This window comes from Paracoccus sp. (in: a-proteobacteria) (assembly GCF_046289755.1).
Taxonomy (GTDB): domain Bacteria; phylum Pseudomonadota; class Alphaproteobacteria; order Rhodobacterales; family Rhodobacteraceae; genus Paracoccus.
The window spans coordinates 137606-156477 of sequence record NZ_JBKBVD010000001.1 but is presented as its reverse complement, the minus strand read 5'-3'; the positions used below and the strand labels follow the sequence as shown (position 1 = coordinate 156477).

21 protein-coding genes are annotated in these 18872 nt (G+C 66.5%); 10 read left to right on the top strand and 11 right to left on the bottom strand.

Going from position 1 to position 18872, the window contains the following annotated elements:
• Positions 1–36: 36 nt before the first annotated feature.
• The 8 genes from ACK41U_RS00730 to ACK41U_RS00695 are packed head-to-tail and all read right to left on the bottom strand — an operon-like array spanning position 37 to position 6498.
• Positions 37–834, bottom strand: coding sequence for a Pnap_2097 family protein (locus tag ACK41U_RS00730; RefSeq protein WP_409674471.1), 798 nt, complete (start codon positions 832–834; stop codon positions 37–39).
• On the bottom strand, positions 831–2075 hold the full coding sequence (locus ACK41U_RS00725; RefSeq protein ID WP_409674469.1) for an MSMEG_0569 family flavin-dependent oxidoreductase: 1245 nt from the start codon (positions 2073–2075) through the stop codon (positions 831–833). Before ACK41U_RS00725 ends, ACK41U_RS00730 begins: the two co-directional genes overlap by 4 nt.
• Positions 2076–2087: 12 nt before the next feature.
• On the bottom strand, positions 2088–2366 hold the full coding sequence (locus ACK41U_RS00720) for an MSMEG_0570 family nitrogen starvation response protein (RefSeq protein WP_409674467.1): 279 nt from the start codon (positions 2364–2366) through the stop codon (positions 2088–2090).
• Positions 2359–3330, bottom strand: a complete 972-nt coding sequence (locus ACK41U_RS00715) for a sll0787 family AIR synthase-like protein (protein WP_409674465.1) — start codon at positions 3328–3330, stop codon at positions 2359–2361. The genes ACK41U_RS00720 and ACK41U_RS00715 overlap by 8 nt, the downstream gene beginning before the upstream one ends.
• The gene (locus tag ACK41U_RS00710) at positions 3330–3869 is read right to left on the bottom strand and encodes an MSMEG_0567/Sll0786 family nitrogen starvation N-acetyltransferase (RefSeq protein WP_409674463.1); all 540 of its coding nucleotides are present in this window, start codon (positions 3867–3869) and stop codon (positions 3330–3332) included. The genes ACK41U_RS00715 and ACK41U_RS00710 overlap by 1 nt, the downstream gene beginning before the upstream one ends.
• Entirely contained in the window at positions 3866–4990 is a 1125-nt protein-coding gene (locus ACK41U_RS00705) for an MSMEG_0568 family radical SAM protein (RefSeq protein WP_409674461.1), read from the bottom strand. The genes ACK41U_RS00710 and ACK41U_RS00705 overlap by 4 nt, the downstream gene beginning before the upstream one ends.
• Positions 4983–5981 (bottom strand): Nit6803 family nitrilase, encoded by a 999-nt coding sequence (locus tag ACK41U_RS00700; RefSeq protein ID WP_409674459.1) that lies wholly within the window; start codon positions 5979–5981, stop codon positions 4983–4985. The genes ACK41U_RS00705 and ACK41U_RS00700 overlap by 8 nt, the downstream gene beginning before the upstream one ends.
• Positions 5982–6015: 34 nt before the next feature.
• Positions 6016–6498 carry an MSMEG_0572/Sll0783 family nitrogen starvation response protein gene (locus ACK41U_RS00695; protein WP_409674457.1) on the bottom strand — a complete coding sequence of 161 codons (483 nt, stop codon included), beginning with the start codon at positions 6496–6498 and terminating at the stop codon, positions 6016–6018.
• Positions 6499–6750: 252 nt separating this feature from the next.
• Here ACK41U_RS00695 and ACK41U_RS00690 point away from each other — a divergent pair, with 252 nt between their 5' ends.
• Together ACK41U_RS00690 and ACK41U_RS00685 are read left to right on the top strand one after the other, a co-directional pair.
• Positions 6751–8121, top strand: a complete 1371-nt coding sequence (locus ACK41U_RS00690) for a PLP-dependent aminotransferase family protein (protein ID WP_409674455.1) — start codon at positions 6751–6753, stop codon at positions 8119–8121.
• Positions 8122–8280: 159 nt separating this feature from the next.
• The gene (locus tag ACK41U_RS00685) at positions 8281–8646 is read left to right on the top strand and encodes a DUF983 domain-containing protein (RefSeq protein WP_409674453.1); all 366 of its coding nucleotides are present in this window, start codon (positions 8281–8283) and stop codon (positions 8644–8646) included.
• Positions 8647–8794: 148 nt separating this feature from the next.
• Here ACK41U_RS00685 and pdxY read toward each other — a convergent pair whose 3' ends face one another.
• Complete coding sequence (pdxY, locus tag ACK41U_RS00680; protein WP_409674451.1) at positions 8795–9643, bottom strand: pyridoxal kinase; 849 nt, start codon at positions 9641–9643, stop codon at positions 8795–8797.
• Positions 9644–9656: 13 nt separating this feature from the next.
• Complete coding sequence (locus ACK41U_RS00675; RefSeq protein WP_409674449.1) at positions 9657–10343, bottom strand: MOSC domain-containing protein; 687 nt, start codon at positions 10341–10343, stop codon at positions 9657–9659.
• Positions 10344–10872: 529 nt separating this feature from the next.
• Here ACK41U_RS00675 and dusA point away from each other — a divergent pair.
• Both dusA and ACK41U_RS00665 read left to right on the top strand, forming a co-directional pair.
• Positions 10873–11871 (top strand): tRNA dihydrouridine(20/20a) synthase DusA, encoded by a 999-nt coding sequence (gene dusA, locus ACK41U_RS00670; RefSeq protein ID WP_409674447.1) that lies wholly within the window; start codon positions 10873–10875, stop codon positions 11869–11871.
• Positions 11872–11880: 9 nt separating this feature from the next.
• The gene (locus ACK41U_RS00665; protein ID WP_409674445.1) at positions 11881–12690 is read left to right on the top strand and encodes a sulfite exporter TauE/SafE family protein; all 810 of its coding nucleotides are present in this window, start codon (positions 11881–11883) and stop codon (positions 12688–12690) included.
• 4 nt (positions 12691–12694) lie between these two features.
• On the opposite strand, the gene mazG is transcribed toward ACK41U_RS00665, so the two are convergent.
• The gene (gene mazG, locus ACK41U_RS00660) at positions 12695–13513 is read right to left on the bottom strand and encodes a nucleoside triphosphate pyrophosphohydrolase (RefSeq protein ID WP_409674443.1); all 819 of its coding nucleotides are present in this window, start codon (positions 13511–13513) and stop codon (positions 12695–12697) included.
• Positions 13514–13576: 63 nt separating this feature from the next.
• On the opposite strand from mazG, the gene ACK41U_RS00655 reads away from it, so the two are divergent.
• From ACK41U_RS00655 to ccmA, 6 genes are all read left to right on the top strand, one after another.
• Positions 13577–14743, top strand: a complete 1167-nt coding sequence (locus ACK41U_RS00655; RefSeq protein WP_409674441.1) for a M20 aminoacylase family protein — start codon at positions 13577–13579, stop codon at positions 14741–14743.
• 146 nt (positions 14744–14889) lie between these two features.
• On the top strand, positions 14890–15222 hold the full coding sequence (gene yajC, locus ACK41U_RS00650; protein WP_409674439.1) for a preprotein translocase subunit YajC: 333 nt from the start codon (positions 14890–14892) through the stop codon (positions 15220–15222).
• Between the two features lie 15 nt (positions 15223–15237).
• Complete coding sequence (gene secD, locus ACK41U_RS00645) at positions 15238–16902, top strand: protein translocase subunit SecD (protein WP_409674437.1); 1665 nt, start codon at positions 15238–15240, stop codon at positions 16900–16902.
• Position 16903: 1 nt separating this feature from the next.
• Positions 16904–17893 (top strand): protein translocase subunit SecF, encoded by a 990-nt coding sequence (secF, locus tag ACK41U_RS00640; RefSeq protein ID WP_409674435.1) that lies wholly within the window; start codon positions 16904–16906, stop codon positions 17891–17893.
• On the top strand, positions 17893–18246 hold the full coding sequence (locus tag ACK41U_RS00635) for an Mth938-like domain-containing protein (RefSeq protein WP_409674433.1): 354 nt from the start codon (positions 17893–17895) through the stop codon (positions 18244–18246). Before secF ends, ACK41U_RS00635 begins: the two co-directional genes overlap by 1 nt.
• Positions 18243–18872, top strand: a complete 630-nt coding sequence (gene ccmA / locus ACK41U_RS00630; protein ID WP_409674431.1) for a heme ABC exporter ATP-binding protein CcmA — start codon at positions 18243–18245, stop codon at positions 18870–18872. The genes ACK41U_RS00635 and ccmA overlap by 4 nt, the downstream gene beginning before the upstream one ends.

The following is an 18872-nucleotide window of genomic DNA, read 5'->3' as shown; positions in this document are numbered from 1 at the left end:
ATCACGCGAAAGGGCCGGTCGATCGACCGGCCCTTTTCATATTGCGATATAACGGCTGCGCATCAGCGCCAGGGGGCGTCCGTCGGGCGTGGCCAGCTGGCACAGGGTCCGGGCGGGCTGGCGGCAGAGCGTCGCCTCAACCTCTTCGCCCGGCGCGACATTGCCCTGATAGACCACGTCGCGCGCCACGATCCGGCGGGCATGCGGGGCGCCAAGCGCGAAATCCGCGCGCTCGGACAGGGCGGCGAAGCTGGGGAAATACATCAGCCGGGCTGCGTTGAAATCCAGCGCGGGGCAGGGCAGCAGGCGGGTGCGCGGGCCGTCGATCACGGGCCGGGCGCGGGCAATCCGGGCGGCGTGCTGCGCCAGTTTCTGCGCCACGCGCGGGGCGGGGGCGGGCAGGGCCATCATACGCGGCGCGCGCCGCACGATGCCGTGATTGCAGGCCGGGTCCGTCCGCCCCACAAAGACCGAGATCAGGATGATTCGCCCGATCCGCCGCCCCCCGGCCTCGATCTGCTGGACCGAGGCCAGACGGCCATGCCCCAACTGGCCAAGCGTGCCAGACAAGGACAGTGTATCGCCAAGGTCGGGCGTCGCGCGCAACCGCAGGCTGGTCGCGCAGAAGGCCGCGTAAAGCGGCTGGCCCTGCGCGCAGGTGAACACCGCACGCCGCTGGCCCATCGCCTGCGCGATCAGCCGCCAGTGCAGATCGCCCGCCCGCCGCATCAGCCATTGTTCCGACAGGCCCGCAAACCCCATCTCGGCCATGCCGAGGATATGGTCCTCGTGCAGGCGCGGATGGGGGGCGGGCAGGGCGCGCGCAGGGGTCATGCCGCGCGCAGCTGCCGGTCGCGGGCGACGATGTGGCCCGCCAGATGGCGGCTGTCCTCGTCGATGCCCAGAAACCGCCCCGAGCCCCAGGTGTTCAGCCAGCCCAGCCCGATGAAATAGGCCCCCGGCACCTGCGTCACGCCGCGCTGATATTGCGGCCGCCCGTGATCGTCGAAACAGTCCAGCTCCAGCCAGCCATAGTCGGGTCGGAACCCGATTGCCCAGAGGATCGAGGTGATGCCTTCTGCGGCCAGATCAACCTCGGTCACTTCGCGTTCGGGGCGCCAGACCTTGACGAAGGGCGGCTCGACTGGCGCGTCGATCCCCTGCGCGGCGATCCAGGCGTCGATCTGGGTGCGGATGCCGACATAACTGCGATCGGCATCGTCCAGGTTCTTCTCCAGATCGGGCAGGAACTGCGCTTTCGTCCCCGACGCCCCGGACATGGACCCGTAAAGCCGCACCCCCTCCAGCGCAAAGCGGCGCAGGTCGATTTCCTTGCCGCCATCGCGGCCCGACATATAGTGGTTGGTCTGCGACAGGGCCTTGGCCGGGTCGGGATGGCGGTCGATGGTGATCTGGTAATGGCCCGCATCATGCAGCCAGTCGGTCGCGTCGCGCCCGCGATATTTGCGCGGGCTGCGCGGCGCGGGGCCCACGGCCAGATGCACGTCGCGCCCGTCGCGGTGCAGATCCTCCATCAGCTGCACGCCCGACTGGCCGGTGCCCACGATCAGCGTGCCGCCTGCGGGCAGCTGCGCGGGGCGGCGGTAATCGCGCGAATGCATCTGGGTGATGGCCGGGTCGATCTGCGCCGCATAGGGCGGCACGATGGGGCTGTCATAGCCGCCCGTCGCCACCACGACCTGATCGGCGGTGAAGGCGCCGAGGGTGGTGGTCAGGTGATAGATGCCGCCCTGCTGCCAGACTCGGGTGACCTCGACCCCCTCGCGCAGCGGCGGATCGAAGCTGTCGGCAAAGCCGTCGACATAATCGACGATCTGATCCTTAAGCATGAAGCCATCGGGGTCGCTTCCGCGATAGGGCCAGCCCGGCAGGCGGCATTGCCAGTTCGGCGTGACGAGGCAAAAGCTGTCCCACCGGTTGTTGCGCCAGCTTTCAAAGCGACGGTGGCGTTCGAACACCAGATGCTCGATGCCCTCGGCGCAGAGATACCAGCTGACCGACAGGCCGGCCTGACCGCCGCCGATGATGATGACGGGAAGATGGGGGATGCTCATGGGCGTGGCCTTTCAGGAAAGCCGCAGGCAGGTGACCTGCCCGTCTGGCGGTTGGGTGGCGGCGCGCGCCTCGATCCGGGCGAGCTGGTCCATGGCCGAGGAACAGGCATAGCCGAACTTCGCGGCCACCCGGTCCGAGGCGGCGTTCAGCCCGGCCCGCGCGCGGGTCAGGAATTCGGGCAGCGGATAGGCGGCACCGGCGGTCAGGTGCTGGTGGATCGCGGTCGAGGGGGAATAGCAGCCCTCCTCGGACCCGTCGGGCCAGCGGATGGTGAAACGAACCTCAGGCATGGGCGGGGTCCTTGGTCAGGCCCAGATAGGGCTGGTGGCGGTAATCCCAGAACGTGGCCGTCTGCGCGGCGTCGTGCAGGGTGATCCGGGGGGTGTCGGTGGCGCTGCCGATCACGGCGGCGCTGATGTCGCGGGCATGGAAGCGGGCGCAGACCTCGGCAGCGCGATCGGGGCGGACCGACAGCAGAAAGCCAAAGCTGGGAAAGCTGCGCAGCCAGCGTTCCAGATCGGCGTCGGGGGGCAGGGGGATGGCGCCTGTGTCGATGTTAAACCCGCAGCCCGAGCACTCGGCCAGCATCAGCGCCGTGCCGACGATGCCGCCCTGACTGATATCTTTGCCCGCATCGACCAGCCCCGCCCCGGCCAGTTCAGGCAGCAGGGTCAGATCCTCGCGCAGCCGCGCGTGGGGGGCGTCCAAGGCCGCGCACCAGTTGTCGAAGCTGGGGCGATAGCTGCCCCGGTGGTCGATGGCGGCGATCAGCGCATCGCCGGGCCGCGCCGCAAAGCTGGAGATCAGGTGATCCGCCCGCCCCGTGACCGACACGGCAAGGTTCAGCGCAGGCGCGCCAAGGTTGGTATGCCCGCCGACGATGGGCACGCCATAGGCGTGGGCGGCATCGCGCAGACCCGCCAGCAGCGGCGCGGCGGTGGCCGCGTCCGGCGCCCACACCGCGTTCAGCAGTGCCGTGGCCCGGCCCCCCATCGCGGCGATGTCCGACAGGTTCACCATCACCCCGCACCAGCCCGCGAACCACGGATCGTCGGCCACGAATTGCGGCATGAACCCCTCGCCCGCCAGCAGATCCCAGCCTCCGTCCGGGCGCGGCAGGGCTGCGGCATCATCGCCGGGCGCACCGGGTGAGGTGGCATCCAGCGCCAGCGCGCGGGTGGCATCCGCGATCTGCAATTTGCCCCGGATCGAGGGATGCGCGGCCAGACGCGCGGCAAGGGCTGTCAGGTCCATCACGCCCTCCGCGCGCGGGCCGACCAGCCGATGCCGGGGTCGGGGATCGCCGGATAGTGCGGCAGCGAGGCCGTCATATGCGCATGGGGCGCGCCGTGCAGGGTGACCTCATCCAGCACGGTCCAGTGCAACCGGCGGAACAGGGGCACGTTCTGGATCTGCACATGGGCGTGGAATTCGGTGCAGCCGCGCCCGTTGGCGGTGCTGACGGCCAGCCGGATCAGCTCGGCCCCAAGGCGGCCCACGCGGCGGTAATCGGGCGCGACGGCCAGCCGCGTGCCCCACCAGATTCCGGGGGCGGGTTGGTGGATGCGGACGCAGCCCACCACCTCGGCGGGTTCACCGGCCAGCGTGGACAGGGCGACCAGCGGCGTGGCGATCTGGTCGGTGGCGTCGCGGTCATGGCCGGTGAACAGCCCCTGCTCGGTGACGAACACCTGCTGGCGCAACCGGGCGGCGCCCGTCATCTCCCAGATCTCGCGGGCCTCGCGGATCAGGAATTCGGGGCTGATGAAGGCTTGGGGGCTCAGGCTGCTCATGCGGTCCCCCGCTTTTCATAGGTGGACAGGGCCGAGCAGGCGCCGCATTTGCCGCAGCCCGCCTTGATGTCGGCGGCCCGCAACCCGCCCCGCAGCACGATGCCCGACAGGGGCCGCAGCACGGAGGCCATGAAATCGGACGAGGGGGCCGGGTGGCTTTCCAGCGGCGTCCCCGAGATCGGCACGAAGGGCACGACAAAGGGATAGACGCCCAGATCCACCAGCTTTTGCGACATCTGCAAAATCGCGTCCGCCGTGTCGCCAAGCCCCGCCAGAATATAGGTCGAGACCTGACCGCGCCCGAAGACCTTCACCGCCGCCTCGAAGCTGCTGAAATACTTGTCCAGCGGCACCGAGGCCTTGCCGGGCATGATCCGCGCGCGCACCTCGGGGGTCACCGCCTCAAGATGCATGCCCAACGCGTCGACGCCCGCATCCTTCATGCGCTGGTGCCAGAGGTCATCCTCGGGCGGCTCGCACTGCGCCTGAATAGGCAGATCGACCGCCGCCTTGATGGCGCGTGCGCTGTCGGCCAGAATTGCCGCGCCACGGTCATTGCCCGCAGGCGTGCCGGTGGTCATCACCATGTGCTTGATGCCGTCCAGCTCGACCGCCGCGCGGGCGACCTCGGCCAGTTGGGCGGGGGTCTTGCGGGCGATGGTGCGGCCTGCGGCAAGGCTCTGGCCGATGGCGCAGAACTGGCAGGTCTTCTTGCGGCTCTCATAGCGGATGCAGGTCTGCAAGACGGTCGTGGCCAGCACGTCGCGCGAATGCAGCACCGCGATCTGGTTGTAGGGGATGCCGTCTTCGGTCTTCAGATCGTAAAAGCGCGGGCGGTTGGGAAAGCGGATGCGCGCCAGCTCGGCCCCGTCGCGGGTGATGCGCGAGCGGCCAGCGGCGTCGGGCGCCTCGACCAGATAGGGGCTGTCAAAGCTGGGCGCGGTATGGACCGGGATCATCACGGTCTGATCGCCAAAGCTGACCGCCTTGTGGTCGGACGGGCCCGCGCCACCCCTGCGGCTTTCATGACCCGCGCTCGGATCGACCAGCCGCATGCCACGTGTCTGCAATTCGTTGATCAGCTCAGGTTCGGCGTCGGAAAGATCGGTCAGGTCACGCATCTTGCACCTCGTGCGGCTCGGGCGCCTCGATCATCGGCGCGTCGGGAAAGGGCGTTTCGCGGGGGGCGGTCGGGCGGGTGTCATGGATCAGCCGCAGCAGTTCGGGGCGGGCGTAATGGCCCACCGAATCCATCATCCGCTTGCGCTTGGTGATCAGGCGCATGTCCAGATCGCCGATCAGGATGCCCTCGCCCTCGGTCAGGGGCGGCACGACATGGCGGCCTTCGGGGGTGATGATACAGGTCATGCAGCCGTCGCGCAGACCGCGCTGCAAGGCGGGGTCGGGATGGATCGAGGCGATCTGATCCTCGGTCAGCCAGCCGGTGGCGTTCACGACAAAGCAGCCCGATTCCAGCGCGTGATGGCGCATGGTGACCTCGATCTGCTCGCCAAAGATCGGGCCGACCAGACTGCCGGGGAAATGGCTGGCGTGGATTTCCTCGTGCTGGGCCATCAGCGCATAGCGGGCCAGCGGGTTGTAATGCTCCCAGCAGGCCAAGGCGCCCATGCGGCCCACGGCGGTCTCGACCACCTTGAGGCCCGCGCCGTCGCCCTGACCCCAGATCATGCGCTCGTGATAGGTCGGCGTGATCTTGCGGCGTTTCAGTTTCAGGCTGCCATCGGCGTCAAAGATCAGCTGGGTGTTGTACAGCGATCCGTGGTCACGCTCATTCACGCCCAGCACGATCACCACGCCGCGTTTGCGCGCGGCATCGGCCACGGCCCGCGTCTCGGGCGAGGGCACGGTGACGGCCTCTTCATACAGGCGCAGATGTTCGGCGCCCTGCTGCATGGGCGGCAGCACGAAGCTGAAATAGGGATACCACGGCACGAAAGTCTCGGGAAAGACGATCAGCTCGGCCCCCTTGTCGCAGGCCTCGGAAATGGCGTTCAGCACACGTTCGACGGTGCCCGCGCGCGAGGTCAGATCGGGGGCGATCTGGACGGCGGCGGCGCGGACGGTGGTGGAACGGGCGGTGGGTGTGCTCATCTGTTGGGCCTTTCGACAAGGGGGCGTTGCAGGCTCAGACCGTCCAGGTGTCCAGAATGACGGCGTTGGCCTTTTTGTGCAGCAGGATGCAGTCCAGCACGTCCTGCGGCTGGATCGGGATGATGCCGGGGATCAGCGACGGCTCGCCATGGCCGTACAGCGCCTGCAGGGCGAAGCGGCAGGCATAGACCTTGCCGCCCTCTTTCATGAAGCGTTCGAGGTTCTTGTTGAAGTTCAGATGGCCCGGAAACGCCTCATCGCCAAGCGTCGGAAAGCCGCGCTGGATGCCAAGCGTGACGCCGGGGCCATAGAGCAGGATCGAGGTCTCGTAGCCTTTGCGCTGCAGGCGGATGGCGTTGAGGATGTTGACCAGACCGATCGAGCCTTCAAAGGCCACGGTGTGGAAGGTGACAAGCGCCTTTTCGCCCTCGTCGGCCTTCACATCTTCGAAGACCTTGGATTCGTAATCGACGAAATAGTCGCCGTCCTTATGGGCCTCTTTGGTGACTGCGGGCATGATCTTCTCCTGTTTGCGAGTGGTGAGCCCATGAGAAGCTGCGACATTGAAGCATTCAATAATCAGTTTAATTTGCATACAATTATTGGCATCGCCTGCATCGCTCAGGGCAAGACCTGCTGGAATTGGCAGCGCTGTGGCGGATGATCAGGCAGAATTGAGACGGGCATCGCGTCCGATTCGCCATTCGGCCTTGTCTCTGAGGTCAAGATACATACAATCGGCGTGACCGACCTCCCTACTGGAAATGAAATGATTGCCTGGACTCCTGAACTGATCGAAGACGGCCCGCCGCGTTACCTTCAGATCGCCGATTCGATTGAGGCCGGCATCCGGGCGGGGTCGCTGAAGCCCGGCGACAAGCTGCCCCCGCAGCGCAAGCTGGCCGAGCGGCTGGGCATCGACTTTACCACCGTCAGCCGCGCCTATACCGAGGCGCATGCCCGACGCCTGACCGAAAGCCATGTCGGGCGTGGAACGTTTGTGCGCAAGACAGCCCGGCCCGCCGAGACGGCCGATCCCCGTCGCCTGCGCGAGGCCGATCTGTCGATGAACATGCCCCCCGAGGTCACTGACCCCGAATTGCTGGACTATATGCGCGAGGGGCTGGATGTCGTGTCGGCGAACCTCGTGTCGCTGCTGCGCTATCAGGCGACGACCGGGGGCGATCAGGACCGGATGGCCGCCTCAAGCTGGCTGTCCAAGCGCGGCATGGTCCCCAATCTGGACCGGATTGCGGTGACGCCGGGGGCGCATGCGACGATGACGGCGATCCTGTCGATCATCGCGCAGGGCGGCGATACGGTTCTGTGCGAGCGGATCACCTATCCCGGCCTGCGTGCCATTGCCGCGCGGCTGAACCTGCGCCTGATCGGGCTGGAGATGGATGACCACGGCGTCACGCCTGACGCGCTGGAGGCGGCGATCGCGCGCCATTCGCCCAAGGCGCTGTACCTGAACCCGACGCTGCACAATCCCACGACGCTGATTGTCCCCGAGGATCGCCGGATTGCACTGGCCGAGATCGTGACCCGCCGCCGCCTGCCGCTGATCGAGGATGACGCCTATGGCTTTATTCCGCAATCGGCGCCACCGCCCTTTGCCGTGCTGGCACCGGCCCAGACATGGCATATCGGGGGTCTGGCCAAATGCATCGGCGCGGGGTTGCGCCTGGCCTATACCGTCGCGCCCGATCCGCGTGCGGCCTTTGCGCTGGCGCAGGCGCTGCGGGCGATTGCGGTCATGCCCTCGCCGCTGACCACGGCGCTGATGACGCGCTGGATCGAGGATGGCACCGCCGACCGCATCCGCCATTTCATCCGGGCCGAGATTGCCGTGCGCCAGCAGATCGCCGCCGGTGTGCTGAGCGGGATGGAGTTCCAGACTGAGACGAACGCCTTCAACATCTGGCTCAAGCTGCCTGCCGGTGCCGGGCGCGCCGAGATGATGGGGCGGATGACGGGGCGCCATATCGGCCTGATGCCCTCGGACGCATTCACCGTGGACGGCGATCCCGGCGAGCATATCCGCATCTGTCTGGGGGGCGCGATCAGCCGTGACGAACTGCGCACCGGGTTGAATTTCATGCACAATACGCTGCTGGGCGGAGGCTGGATGGGGTAGCGGTCAGGTCAATTTGACGCAATGACGGGTGAATGCCTTACAATGTATGGATGGATGACTTAGATAATGACCCATCATTGTATGATTCCTGTCCGCTGTCGACGCCGGATCTGCAGTGCCGTCCACATCTGTTGCTGGTGCGAAAAGGGGTAGTACAGGATGATCGACATACGCGACCCGAAGGTGGCATTGATTCAGGGCGCAATGAACCGTTGCCCGAAATGCGGCGAGGGCAAGATCCTGCGCGGTTACCTGCATGTCGTGCCGCAATGTGCGTCTTGCGGAGAGCCTCTGGGCAAATACCCCTCGGCGGATGGCCCGGCCTTTTTCACGATCACGATCGTCATGTTGCTGCTGATCCCCATGATCGGCTTTGGCTGGACGCTGTTCGGGTCGGACCCCTTCATCTTTTTCCTCGTCCTGACGGTGGTGACCACCGCGATCACTCTGTTGTTGCTGCGCCCGATCAAAAGTGCGTTCGTCGCCTATCTCTGGGCCCATGAAGAGCGTGACCGCGGCGCCTGACCACGTGCTGCGACCACGGCGCGCACCGGCAATGGCCCTGGGTGGGGCAACGGATGATGCTGCCGGTCGGCGGGCCTGTCTGCTGGGTGATATGCGGCATTGCGCGGCAGATCCCCGGGCAACACGCCGGATCAGGCGCAAGGCCGTCTCAGTCCGGGCTGAGCGTCAGCAGCGCCCGGCGGAATTCGGGATCGGTCAGCACCACCTCGCGCGCGCCCAGCATCTGCGCATGGCTCAGGGCGATCGACGTCAGGTGTTGCGCGGTCGCGATTGCGCGGGGCAGGTCCAGCCCGCGCGCCAACCCCGCCACAATCAGCCCGGCGAACAGATCACCGGTGCCCGACAGCGCGACGGGCAGATGCTGCGTCGGGTGGCGGCTGGTGCCGTCCGGCCCCAGCAGGACACTCTCGATCCGGCCGGGAAGCGTGTCGTCCAGCGCGCAACCGGTCACGATCAGCCGCGCCTGCGGTGGCAGGGGCAGCAGGTGCCGGGCGGTCGCCAGATCGTTCAGCGTGGTGATCGGCTGCCCGGTCAGCCATGACAGTTCGAACGGGTTGGGCGTGGCGATATCGGCCAGCGGCAGCAACCGGTCGCGCATCACATCCGCAATCGCCTCGGGCACATACAGCCCCGGCCCGGCATCGCCCATCACCGGATCGCAGAGATAGATCAGCCTTGGGTTCGCCGCCTTTGCCTCGGCCACGAAATCTGCCGCAAGCCGGGCGACCTCGACCGAGCCGATATAGCCGGTGACGATATAGTCGGCGCGTTCGGGCAGCCCGCGTTCGCGCGCGCCCAGCAGCAGATCGGCAAACAGCCCCGGGTCAAGCGCCCGGCCGCGCAGGGTGGGGTAATGGGGCGTGTTGGAAAAGAGGACGGTGGGGATCGCCGCCACCTCCAGCCCGGCCGCCTGCATCGGGAACAGCGCGGCTGAATTGCCGACATGGCCAAAAACCACCTGACTCTGGATCGAGATCACGAAGGGGGCCCGCGTCATGAAAAAACCTGCATCATTCGGTGCCATCCAGTCTTTGGGTCCAGTCCTCGACGCGGCCGCTGCTCAGGCGTCGCACGGCATATTTGCGCCATCCTTCGGCCAGAACGTCAAGCGCGGCAATGCCTTGCAGTTCGCCCCGGTTCAGCCGGTCAACATAGAGCGCATGCCACAGCCGGTGCAGCGTCCAGTCCGGGGCGAGGCGGTCCACCAGTTCCAGCCGGTCGCCGGGGGCAGCGATGCCGGGCGCCAGCACGCGGTAATACCAGCCGGTGCGCCCGCTTTGCTGCACCCGCCGCGCCATGTCCGGGGTGCCAAACCGTCGGTTCAGCTTCCAGCAGGGCTGCCGCCCCTGCGAGACCTGCAGCAGCGCCGTGCCCAGCCGAAAGATGTCGCCCACCGCCACGGTCGCCTCGCTTGGGCCCGAGGTCGAGATGTTCTCGCCAAACCCGCCCGGCCCTGCCAGCGCGGGCAGGGCGCCCAGCTCGGCCTGCCAGGCGGCATAGTGATCGAACGGATAGTGATGCACGGCCTTTTCGATGCCGCCATGCACACGCCGGTCGGCCTGCTCGTCGCCCTCAAGCCCCTCGGTCCCAAGCGCCAGCGGGCCGTCCACAGGCGCCTTCACGATTCCGCTCAGGGCGTCGCTGCCGGGCAGGGCGGCTGCACGCCCGGTCAGCAGGATGACTTCGGGGTTTGTCATGCGGGGCCTCCTGCCTTTCACGCGGTCCGACGAAGAAATGACCTGTAAGATGGCCCGATTTCAAGACAATCGCGAGACATGCGGTCCGGTCATGCCCATAAGCGCTGCCAGCGCAGTCCCGGCCAGATCACCTCATGGGAACGTCACGGGCGGGTGGCCAGGCGATTGTGCCGCAGTCGTGTAACCTGACGCGATCACGGTCCGGGGAAACCTCAGAGCATTCTTGTCAACGCGGCCACAGAGCGGGCCAGTCCGTGCAGGTCGAGCGCGTCAGCAAAGACCTTGGCCGTGGTCCTTCGAGAGTGTATGGGTCAGCCCCGGTCCACCTGCCCCGGGCGACCGTCGCCCCGATCTTTGCGACGCAGGAAGGCCTGGCGGCGTCGCTTCTGTTGCCTCGGTGCCGAACCCGGCAGGAGCCCAGAGGGTTCATCGAGGTGCCGGACGCGGTCGAGGCGTGGCGGAACCGGGGCGTCGCCGGTGATGGAATGGAGTGCACGCCGTCGCGCCGCGTGCTTGCGGTAGTATGAAGATGAACAAAAACAAATCGCATAGACTGTCCGTGGCGCCGATGATGGACTGGACGGACCGCAACTGCCGCCGCTTTCACCGGCTGATGTCGCGGCATGCGCTGCTTTATACCGAGATGGTCACCGCCCCCGCCGTGATCCATGGCGACCGGGCGCGGCTGCTGGACTTCGATGCCGCCGAACATCCGCTGGCGCTGCAGCTGGGAGGCTCGGACCCGGCGGAGCTGCGCGAGGCCACCCGGATCGCCGCTGACTGGGGATATGACGAGATCAACCTGAATGTCGGATGCCCCAGTGACCGGGTGCAATCGGGCTGTTTCGGGGCGGTGCTGATGAAAACGCCCGGTCTGGTGGCCGATTGCGTGGTCGCGATGCAGGCGGTCAGCCCGGTCGAGGTGACCGTGAAATGCCGCATCGGCGTGGACGACCAGATCCCGGCCGAGGTGCTGCCCGGCTTTCTGGCCACCCTGCGCGACGCGGGCGTCCGGCGCCTGACCATCCATGCCCGCAAGGCGTGGCTGAAGGGCTTGTCGCCGCGCGAAAACCGCGAAATCCCGCCGCTGGATTATCCGCTGGTTCACGCGATGAAGCAGGAACTTCCCGATCTGGATCTTTCGATCAACGGCGGCATCACCGGACTGGATCAGGTGCGCGCGCATCTGGCGGTGATGGATGGCGTGATGGTCGGGCGCGCGGCCTATCACCAGCCGTGGCAGATACTGGGCGCGGCCGATGCGCTGTGGGGGGCAGAGCCGCCCTTCGACCATCCGCTGGAGGCGGCGCAGGCGATGCGGCCCCTGATCCTTGACCATCTGGCGCAGGGCGGGCGGCTGCATCAGATGACGCGGCACATGCTGGGGCTGTTTCACGGCCTGCCCGGTGCGCGCGGCTGGAAACGGGTGCTGTCCGAGGGCGCTTCAAAGGGCGGGATCGAGGTCTATGACGCGGCCCTTGCGCAGGTCACACCAGAGGCTCTGGCGCAGGCGTGCGCCAGACGCTAACGAAGGCGGATGAGCGAATTGATCCTTCCCATCCTGGGCCTTGCCGCGACCGGAGCCTTTGCGGGCATTCTGGCCGGGTTGCTGGGCGTCGGTGGCGGCATCGTGCTGGTGCCTGCCTATTTCTACGTCTTTACCGCCGCGGGTTTCGGCGGCGCGGGCGTCATGCAGATGTGTCTTGCGACCTCGCTGGCCACGATCATCATCACCTCGGCACGCTCGGTCGGCGCGCATCAGCGCAAGGGCGCGGTGGACTGGGACATCCTGCGCAACTGGGCGCCGGGCATCGCGCTGGGGGCGTTGCTGGGGGCGATGACCGTCGGCGCGCTGCGCACCGAGGTTCTGCAGATGATCTTCGGCGTGCTCATCTCGGTCATTGCGATCTATATGGCGGTGTCGCGCGCCCATTGGCGGCTGGCCGATGAGATGCCGCGCGGGCTGTGGCGCTGGATCTTTTCGCCGTTCACGGGCTTTGTCTCGGTGCTGCTGGGGATCGGCGGGGGCAGCATCGGCGTGCCGCTGATGACGCTGCACGGGCGTCCGATCCATCGTGCGGTGGCCACCGCCGCCGGGTTCGGGGTGCTGATCGCGGTGCCTTCGGTCGCGCTGTTCCTGTTCATGCCGCTGCCCAATCCGCCGCCCTATACGCTGGGATCGGTCAATCTGCCGGCGTTCTTTCTGACCATCGCCATGACGCTGATCACCGCGCCGATGGGGGCCGCGCTGGCGCATCGCACCGACCCCAAGCGGCTGAAGCGTTATTTCGCCTTCTTCCTGCTGCTGGTCGGGCTGAACATGCTGCGCAAGGCGCTGATGGGCTGAAGAGTCAGCCCTTTTCAGCCGCCTTGGCCTGATCCCACAGCCGGTCCATTTCGGGAAGGTCGCTGTCCTCGGGGCTGCGACCTTCGGCGGCCAAAGCGGCCTCGATCGACTGGAAACGGCGCATGAACTTGGCATTGGCCCGCCGCAGCGCCAGTTCGGGGTCGATTTTCAGATGCCGGGCCAGATTGGCCATGACGAACATCAGATCGCCGAACTCTTCCTCCAGCGCGTCGGGGCCAAGGCTGTCGCGGGCCTCGACCAGTTCGGCGGTCTCTTCGGTGATCTTGTCCAGAACATCAGCCGCCCCCGGCCAGTCGAACCCCACCCGCGCGGCACGGTTCTGCAATTTGACCGCCCGCGTCAGCGCCGGCAGGCCAAGGGCCACCCCGTCCAAGGTGCCGCGTTCGGCCTTGCCCGCACGCTCGACCGCCTTGATCGCTTCCCAGTCGCGGACCTGCTGTTCGGCGGATTTGTCGCGGTTTTCGTCGCCGAAGACATGGGGGTGGCGGAAAATCAGCTTGTCACTGATCGCTGCGGCACAATCGGCGAAATCGAACATGCCGTCCTCGGACGCCATCTGCGCGTGAAACACCACCTGCAGCAGCAGATCGCCCAGCTCGCCCGGCAGTTCGTCCCAGGCCTGCCGCTGGATCGCATCCTCGACCTCGTGCGCCTCTTCGATCGTATAGGGGGCGATCGAGGCGAAGCTCTGCTCGATGTCCCAGGGGCATCCGGTCTGCGGGTCGCGCAGGGCAGCCATGATGTCGATGAGACGTGTAATCTCGGCTGCGGAATCGCGGCGCGGGGACGAAGATTTGTACATTGTAATTCCCTTCGCATGGCGGAACATATCCATCGACTGACATAGTGAAAGGTCCAAGTCCACATGCCTGTCCTGAACCGCATCGCAGATTTCGCGGACGAGATGACGGCATGGCGCCGTCACCTGCATCAGCATCCCGAACTGGGCTTTGAATGTCACCAAACCGCCGCATTTGTCGCCGCGCGTCTGCGCGAGTTCGGCGTGGATGAGATTCACGAGGGCGTCGCCTTCACCGGCGTCGTGGGGATCATCCGGGGGCAGTCGGACGGTCCGACCATCGGCCTGCGCGCCGATATGGACGCGCTGCCGATGGAAGAGGCGACGGGGCTGGACTGGGCATCCACAGTGCCGGGGCGGATGCATGCCTGCGGCCATGACGGGCATACGACGATGCTGCTGGGTGCGGCGAAATACCTGGCGGAAACGCGCAACTTTGCGGGCCGCGTGGCGCTGATCTTTCAGCCCGCCGAAGAAGACGGCGGCGGCGCCGAGGCGATGGTGGCCGAGGGCATGATGGACCGCTTCGACATCGCCCGTGTCTTTGCCCTGCACAACAATCCCGGCGAAGAGCAGGGCCGCTTCAACACCACGCCCGGTCCGATCATGGCCGCGGTCGACACGTTCGAGATCCATGTCATGGGCGAGGGCGGGCACGGTGCGATGCCGCATCTGACCGCCGATCCCATCGTGGCGGCGGTGGGGATCGTGTCTGCCGTTCAGACGATTCCCAGCCGCAACCACTATGCCCTTGAGGATCTGGTCGTCTCGGTCACCCAGATCCACACCGGCAGCGCCGACAATATCGTGCCCGATACGGCGTGGATCTGCGGCACGGTGCGCACATTCCAGCCGCATGTCCGCGATATGGTCCGCCGCCGCATGACCCAGATCAGCGAGGGGGCTGGCGTGGCCTATGGGGTCGAGGTCCGGCTGGACTATCAGCAGGGCTATCCGGCGACCGTGAATGACCCCGGCCAGACCGCCTTTGCCGCCGAAGTTGCCCGCGAGATTGCCGGGGAGGACCGCGTCGATGCCGAAACGGGCCGCGAGATGGGGGCCGAGGATTTCAGCTATATGCTGATGGCGCGCCCCGGCTGCTATCTGTTTCTGGGACAGGGCGAGGGGCCGGGCGTGCACAATCCGCATTACGATTTCAACGATGCCGTGGCGCCGGTCGGGGCCAGCTTCTTCGCCCGGCTGGTGGAACGTGCGCAGCCGCTGGCGCGCTGAAACGTCATCACGAAGCCGTTTCCCGGCCTTGTGTCCGGGGCAGGCGGCGCTTTCTTGCCAAGGGCGGGCGGCGCAGATAGGTTGCGCGCCAATTCAGACGAGGCGGGCGCCATGGGGTGCCGGCCCATCAGACGAAAGGAACGTGCATGTTCGTGACCCCCGCCTATGCCCAAGCCGCCGGAGGCGCCGGTGGTGCCGCCGCGTTTGCGCAGTTCATCCCGCTGATCCTGATCTTTGCGATCATGTATTTCCTGATGATCCGTCCGCAGCAGAAACGTCTCAAGACCCACCGCGAGATGGTCGGCGCGCTGAAAAAGGGCGATCATGTCGTCACGCAGGGCGGCATTCTGGGCAAGGTCACCAGCGTGCGTGATGACGAGCTTGAGGTCGAGATTTCGCAGGGCGTGCGCGTGCGCGTCGTCCGCAGCACCGTCGCTCAGGTTGTGAACAAGACCGAGCCGGTCGCCGCCAATACCTGAAAGGCCTAAGCCAAGATGCTTCAGATCGACCGCTGGAAGCGCGTCCTGATTTTCGGGATCTGTCTTCTCGGGCTGCTATATGCGATGCCCAACGCCTTTTACGCCCGCGTCGAGGCGCATAATGATGCCAGGGCCCAGATCGCGGCCACCGGCGTCACCACGCCCGAATTGCAGGCGGCGGTCGATGGCTGGCCGAACTGGCTGCCCTCCAGTCTGGTCAATCTGGGGCTGGACCTGCGCGGCGGTGCCCATCTGCTGGGTGAGGTGCAGGTCGAGCAGGTCTACAAGGCCCGCGTCGATGCGATCTGGCCGGAACTGCGCCGCGCGCTGGCCGCCGAGCGTGAGACGGTCGGCGCGGTGCGCCGTGTGCAATCGCCCGATGGCGTGCTGACGGTCGAGATCGGCAACCCCGATCAGCTGGCCCGCGCGGTCGAGATTGCGCGCGGCTTTTCCACCCCCGTCACCACCCTGACCGGTGCGGGGCAGCAATCGCTGGCGATCAACGCGCAGGGCGCGACGCTGTCGATCCAGTTGTCGGATGCCGAAAAGGCTGTGACCGATGACCGCACCATTCAGCAAAGCCTCGAAATCATCCGCCGCCGCGTCGATGAGGTCGGCACCCGCGAGCCCACGATCATGCGTCAGGGCGAGGATCGCATCCTGATCCAGGTGCCCGGTATCGGCTCGGCTGATGAGCTGAAGGCGCTGATCGGCACGACGGCGCAGATGACCTTCAACCCGGTTCTGGGCTCGACCTCGGACGCGCAGGCCACGCCGGGCGTGGGTCAGTTCCTCGCGCCCTCGCTGGATCAGCAGGGCCTGTATTATATTCTGGAAGACAGCCCCGTCGTTACCGGTGAGGATCTGGTCGATGCCATGCCCGGCACCGACGAGAACGGCCAGCCCTCGGTCAATTTCCGCTTCAACCCCACCGGGGCGCGGGCGTTCGGCGCCTATACCTCGGCCAATATCGGCCAGCCCTTCGCCATCGTGCTGGACAATGAGGTCATCTCGGCCCCGGTCATCCGCTCGGCCATCACGACGGGCTCGGGGCAGATTTCCGGTTCGATGAGCTTTGATGAGGCCAGCCAGCTGGCGATCCTGCTGCGCGCGGGCGCCCTGCCGGCCGAACTGGAGTTTCTGGAGGAACGCACCGTCGGCCCGGAACTGGGTCAGGACAGCATTGATGCGGGCAAGGTCGCCGCAGGTGTGGGATTTGCCGCCGTCGTCGTGCTGGTGGTTCTGTCATACGGCCTGTTTGGGGTCTTTGCCAGCGTTGCGCTTGCCGCCAACATGGCGCTGCTGTTTGCGATCCTGTCGGTGATCGGCGCCACGCTGACGCTGCCGGGCATCGCCGGGATCGTGCTGACCATCGGTATGGCGGTCGATGCCAACGTGCTGGTGTTCGAACGCATCCGCGAGGAGTTGAAAACCGCCCGTGGCCCCGCCCGCGCGATCGAGCTGGGCTATGAAAAGGCCATGTCGGCCATTGTCGATGCCAATATCACGACGCTGATCATTGCGGTGATCCTGTTCGTGCTGGGCTCGGGTCCGGTCAAGGGTTTTGCGGTGACGCTGACCATCGGCATCGTCACCTCGGTCTTCACAGCCCTTTTTGTCACCCGCCTTCTGACCATCATGTGGTTCGAGCGCGCCCGCCCGAAAACGATCGAGGTATAGCATGGCTTTCCGCCTGAAACTGGTCCCAAGCGAGACCAAGATCGACTTTTTCCGGCTGCAGAAGGTCACTTTTGGCCTGTCGGCGCTGATGATGCTGGCATCGGTCGTGCTGCTGTTCGTCAACGGGCTGAATTTTGGCATCGACTTTCGCGGCGGCACGACGATCCGCACCGAGGCCAGCCAGCCGGTCGATGTCGCGGCCTATCGCGCGGCGCTGAGCCCGCTGGATCTGGGCGATGTGGCCATCACCGAGGTGTTCGATCCGGGCTTCCGTGCCGATCAGCACGTGGCGCAGGTCCGCATCAGCGCGCAGGAAGGCGCCGAGGCCGTCACCCCCGAGACGATCCGCGCCATCGAGGCTGCCTTGCAGGAGGTCGCGCCCTCGATCACCTTCCCCTCGGTCGAATCGGTCGGCCCCAAGGTCTCGGGCGAATTGATCCGGACCGCGATCTATGCGGTGCTGGCCTCGCTGGTGGCGATCTCGATCTATATCTGGCTGCGGTTCGAATGGCAGTTTTCGGTCGGCGCCATCGTCTCGCTGGTCCATGATGTCGTCATTACCATGGGCATCTTCGCGCTGTTCCAGATCCGTTTCGATCTGACGACCATTGCGGCCCTGCTGACCATCGTGGGCTATTCGATCAACGATACGGTTGTTGTCTTTGACCGGCTGCGCGAGAACCTGATCAAATACAAGAAACGCGCGCTGCGCGACCTGATGAACCTGTCGGTGAACGAGACGCTGTCGCGCACCGTGATGACCTCGGGAACCACGCTGGTGGCGCTGATCGCGCTGCTGGTGCTGGGTGGCGATGTGATCCGGGGCTTTGTCTTTGCGATCACCTTCGGCATCCTGATCGGCACCTATTCGTCGATCTACGTCGCCAAGAACTTTGTGCTGTGGCTGGGCGTCAAGCGGAACTGGGACAAGAACGACCCCGAGTCGAAGAAGAAAACCGCCTCGCCCTTTGAAGGCGCCGAGGAGGTCTGATGGCTTTTGCCCCCAGCGATGCCGAAGGCGCTGCGGTCATCGAGGGCTATGGCCCCGGCTTCTTTCGCGTGGCGGGGCAGGTGATCCACGGCCCGGTGCTGGTCGAGGGGGACCGGGCGCGCCCATGGGGCGGGCCGGGCGATGAGGCCGCGCTGATCGCGCTGGCGGGCGCGGTCGATGTGCTGTTCTTTGGCACCGGCGCGCAGCCCGCCTATCCGCCCAGGGGGCTGTTCGACCGGCTGGCCGAGCATGGCATCCGGGCCGAGGCGATGCCCTCGGCCGCCGCCGCGCGCACCTACAACATCACCCGCTCCGAGGGGCGGCGCGTGGCCTGCGCCCTGATCCCGCTGTGAGGCATCTGACCGTCCACGACCTGACCGTGTCGCGCGGCGGTCTGCGGGCGGTCGAGGGCGTCAGCTTTACGCTGGACGCGGGCGAGGCGCTGATTCTGCGCGGACCCAACGGCATCGGCAAGACCACGCTGCTGCGCACGGTGGCGGGGCTGCAGCCCCCTGTCGCGGGCCAGATCGGGATGGCCGAGGATGCGGTGGCCTATGCCGCCCATGCCGACGGGCTGAAACCGGCGCTGAGCGTGGCCGAGAACCTGGCCTTCTGGGCGCGGGTCTTTGGCGGCGCGGAGATTGGCGCCGCGCTGGCCACGATGGATCTGGAGGCTTTGGCCGACCGGCCCGCGGGCGCGTTGTCGGCGGGCCAGAAGCGTCGCCTCGGGCTGGCGCGGCTGTTGGTCACGGGTCGGCCCCTCTGGGTGCTGGACGAGCCGACCGTGTCGCTGGACACAGCCTCGGTCGCGCGGTTCGGCGCGGCCTTGCGCGCCCATCTGGCGGGCGGGGGGGCGGCGCTGATCGCCACCCATATCGACCTTGGTCTCCCCGAGGCCCGTGTGCTGGACCTGACGCCCTTTCGCGCGCAGCCGGGCCGCGTGGCCCATCCCGCCAGCTTCAACGAGGCCTTCGCATGA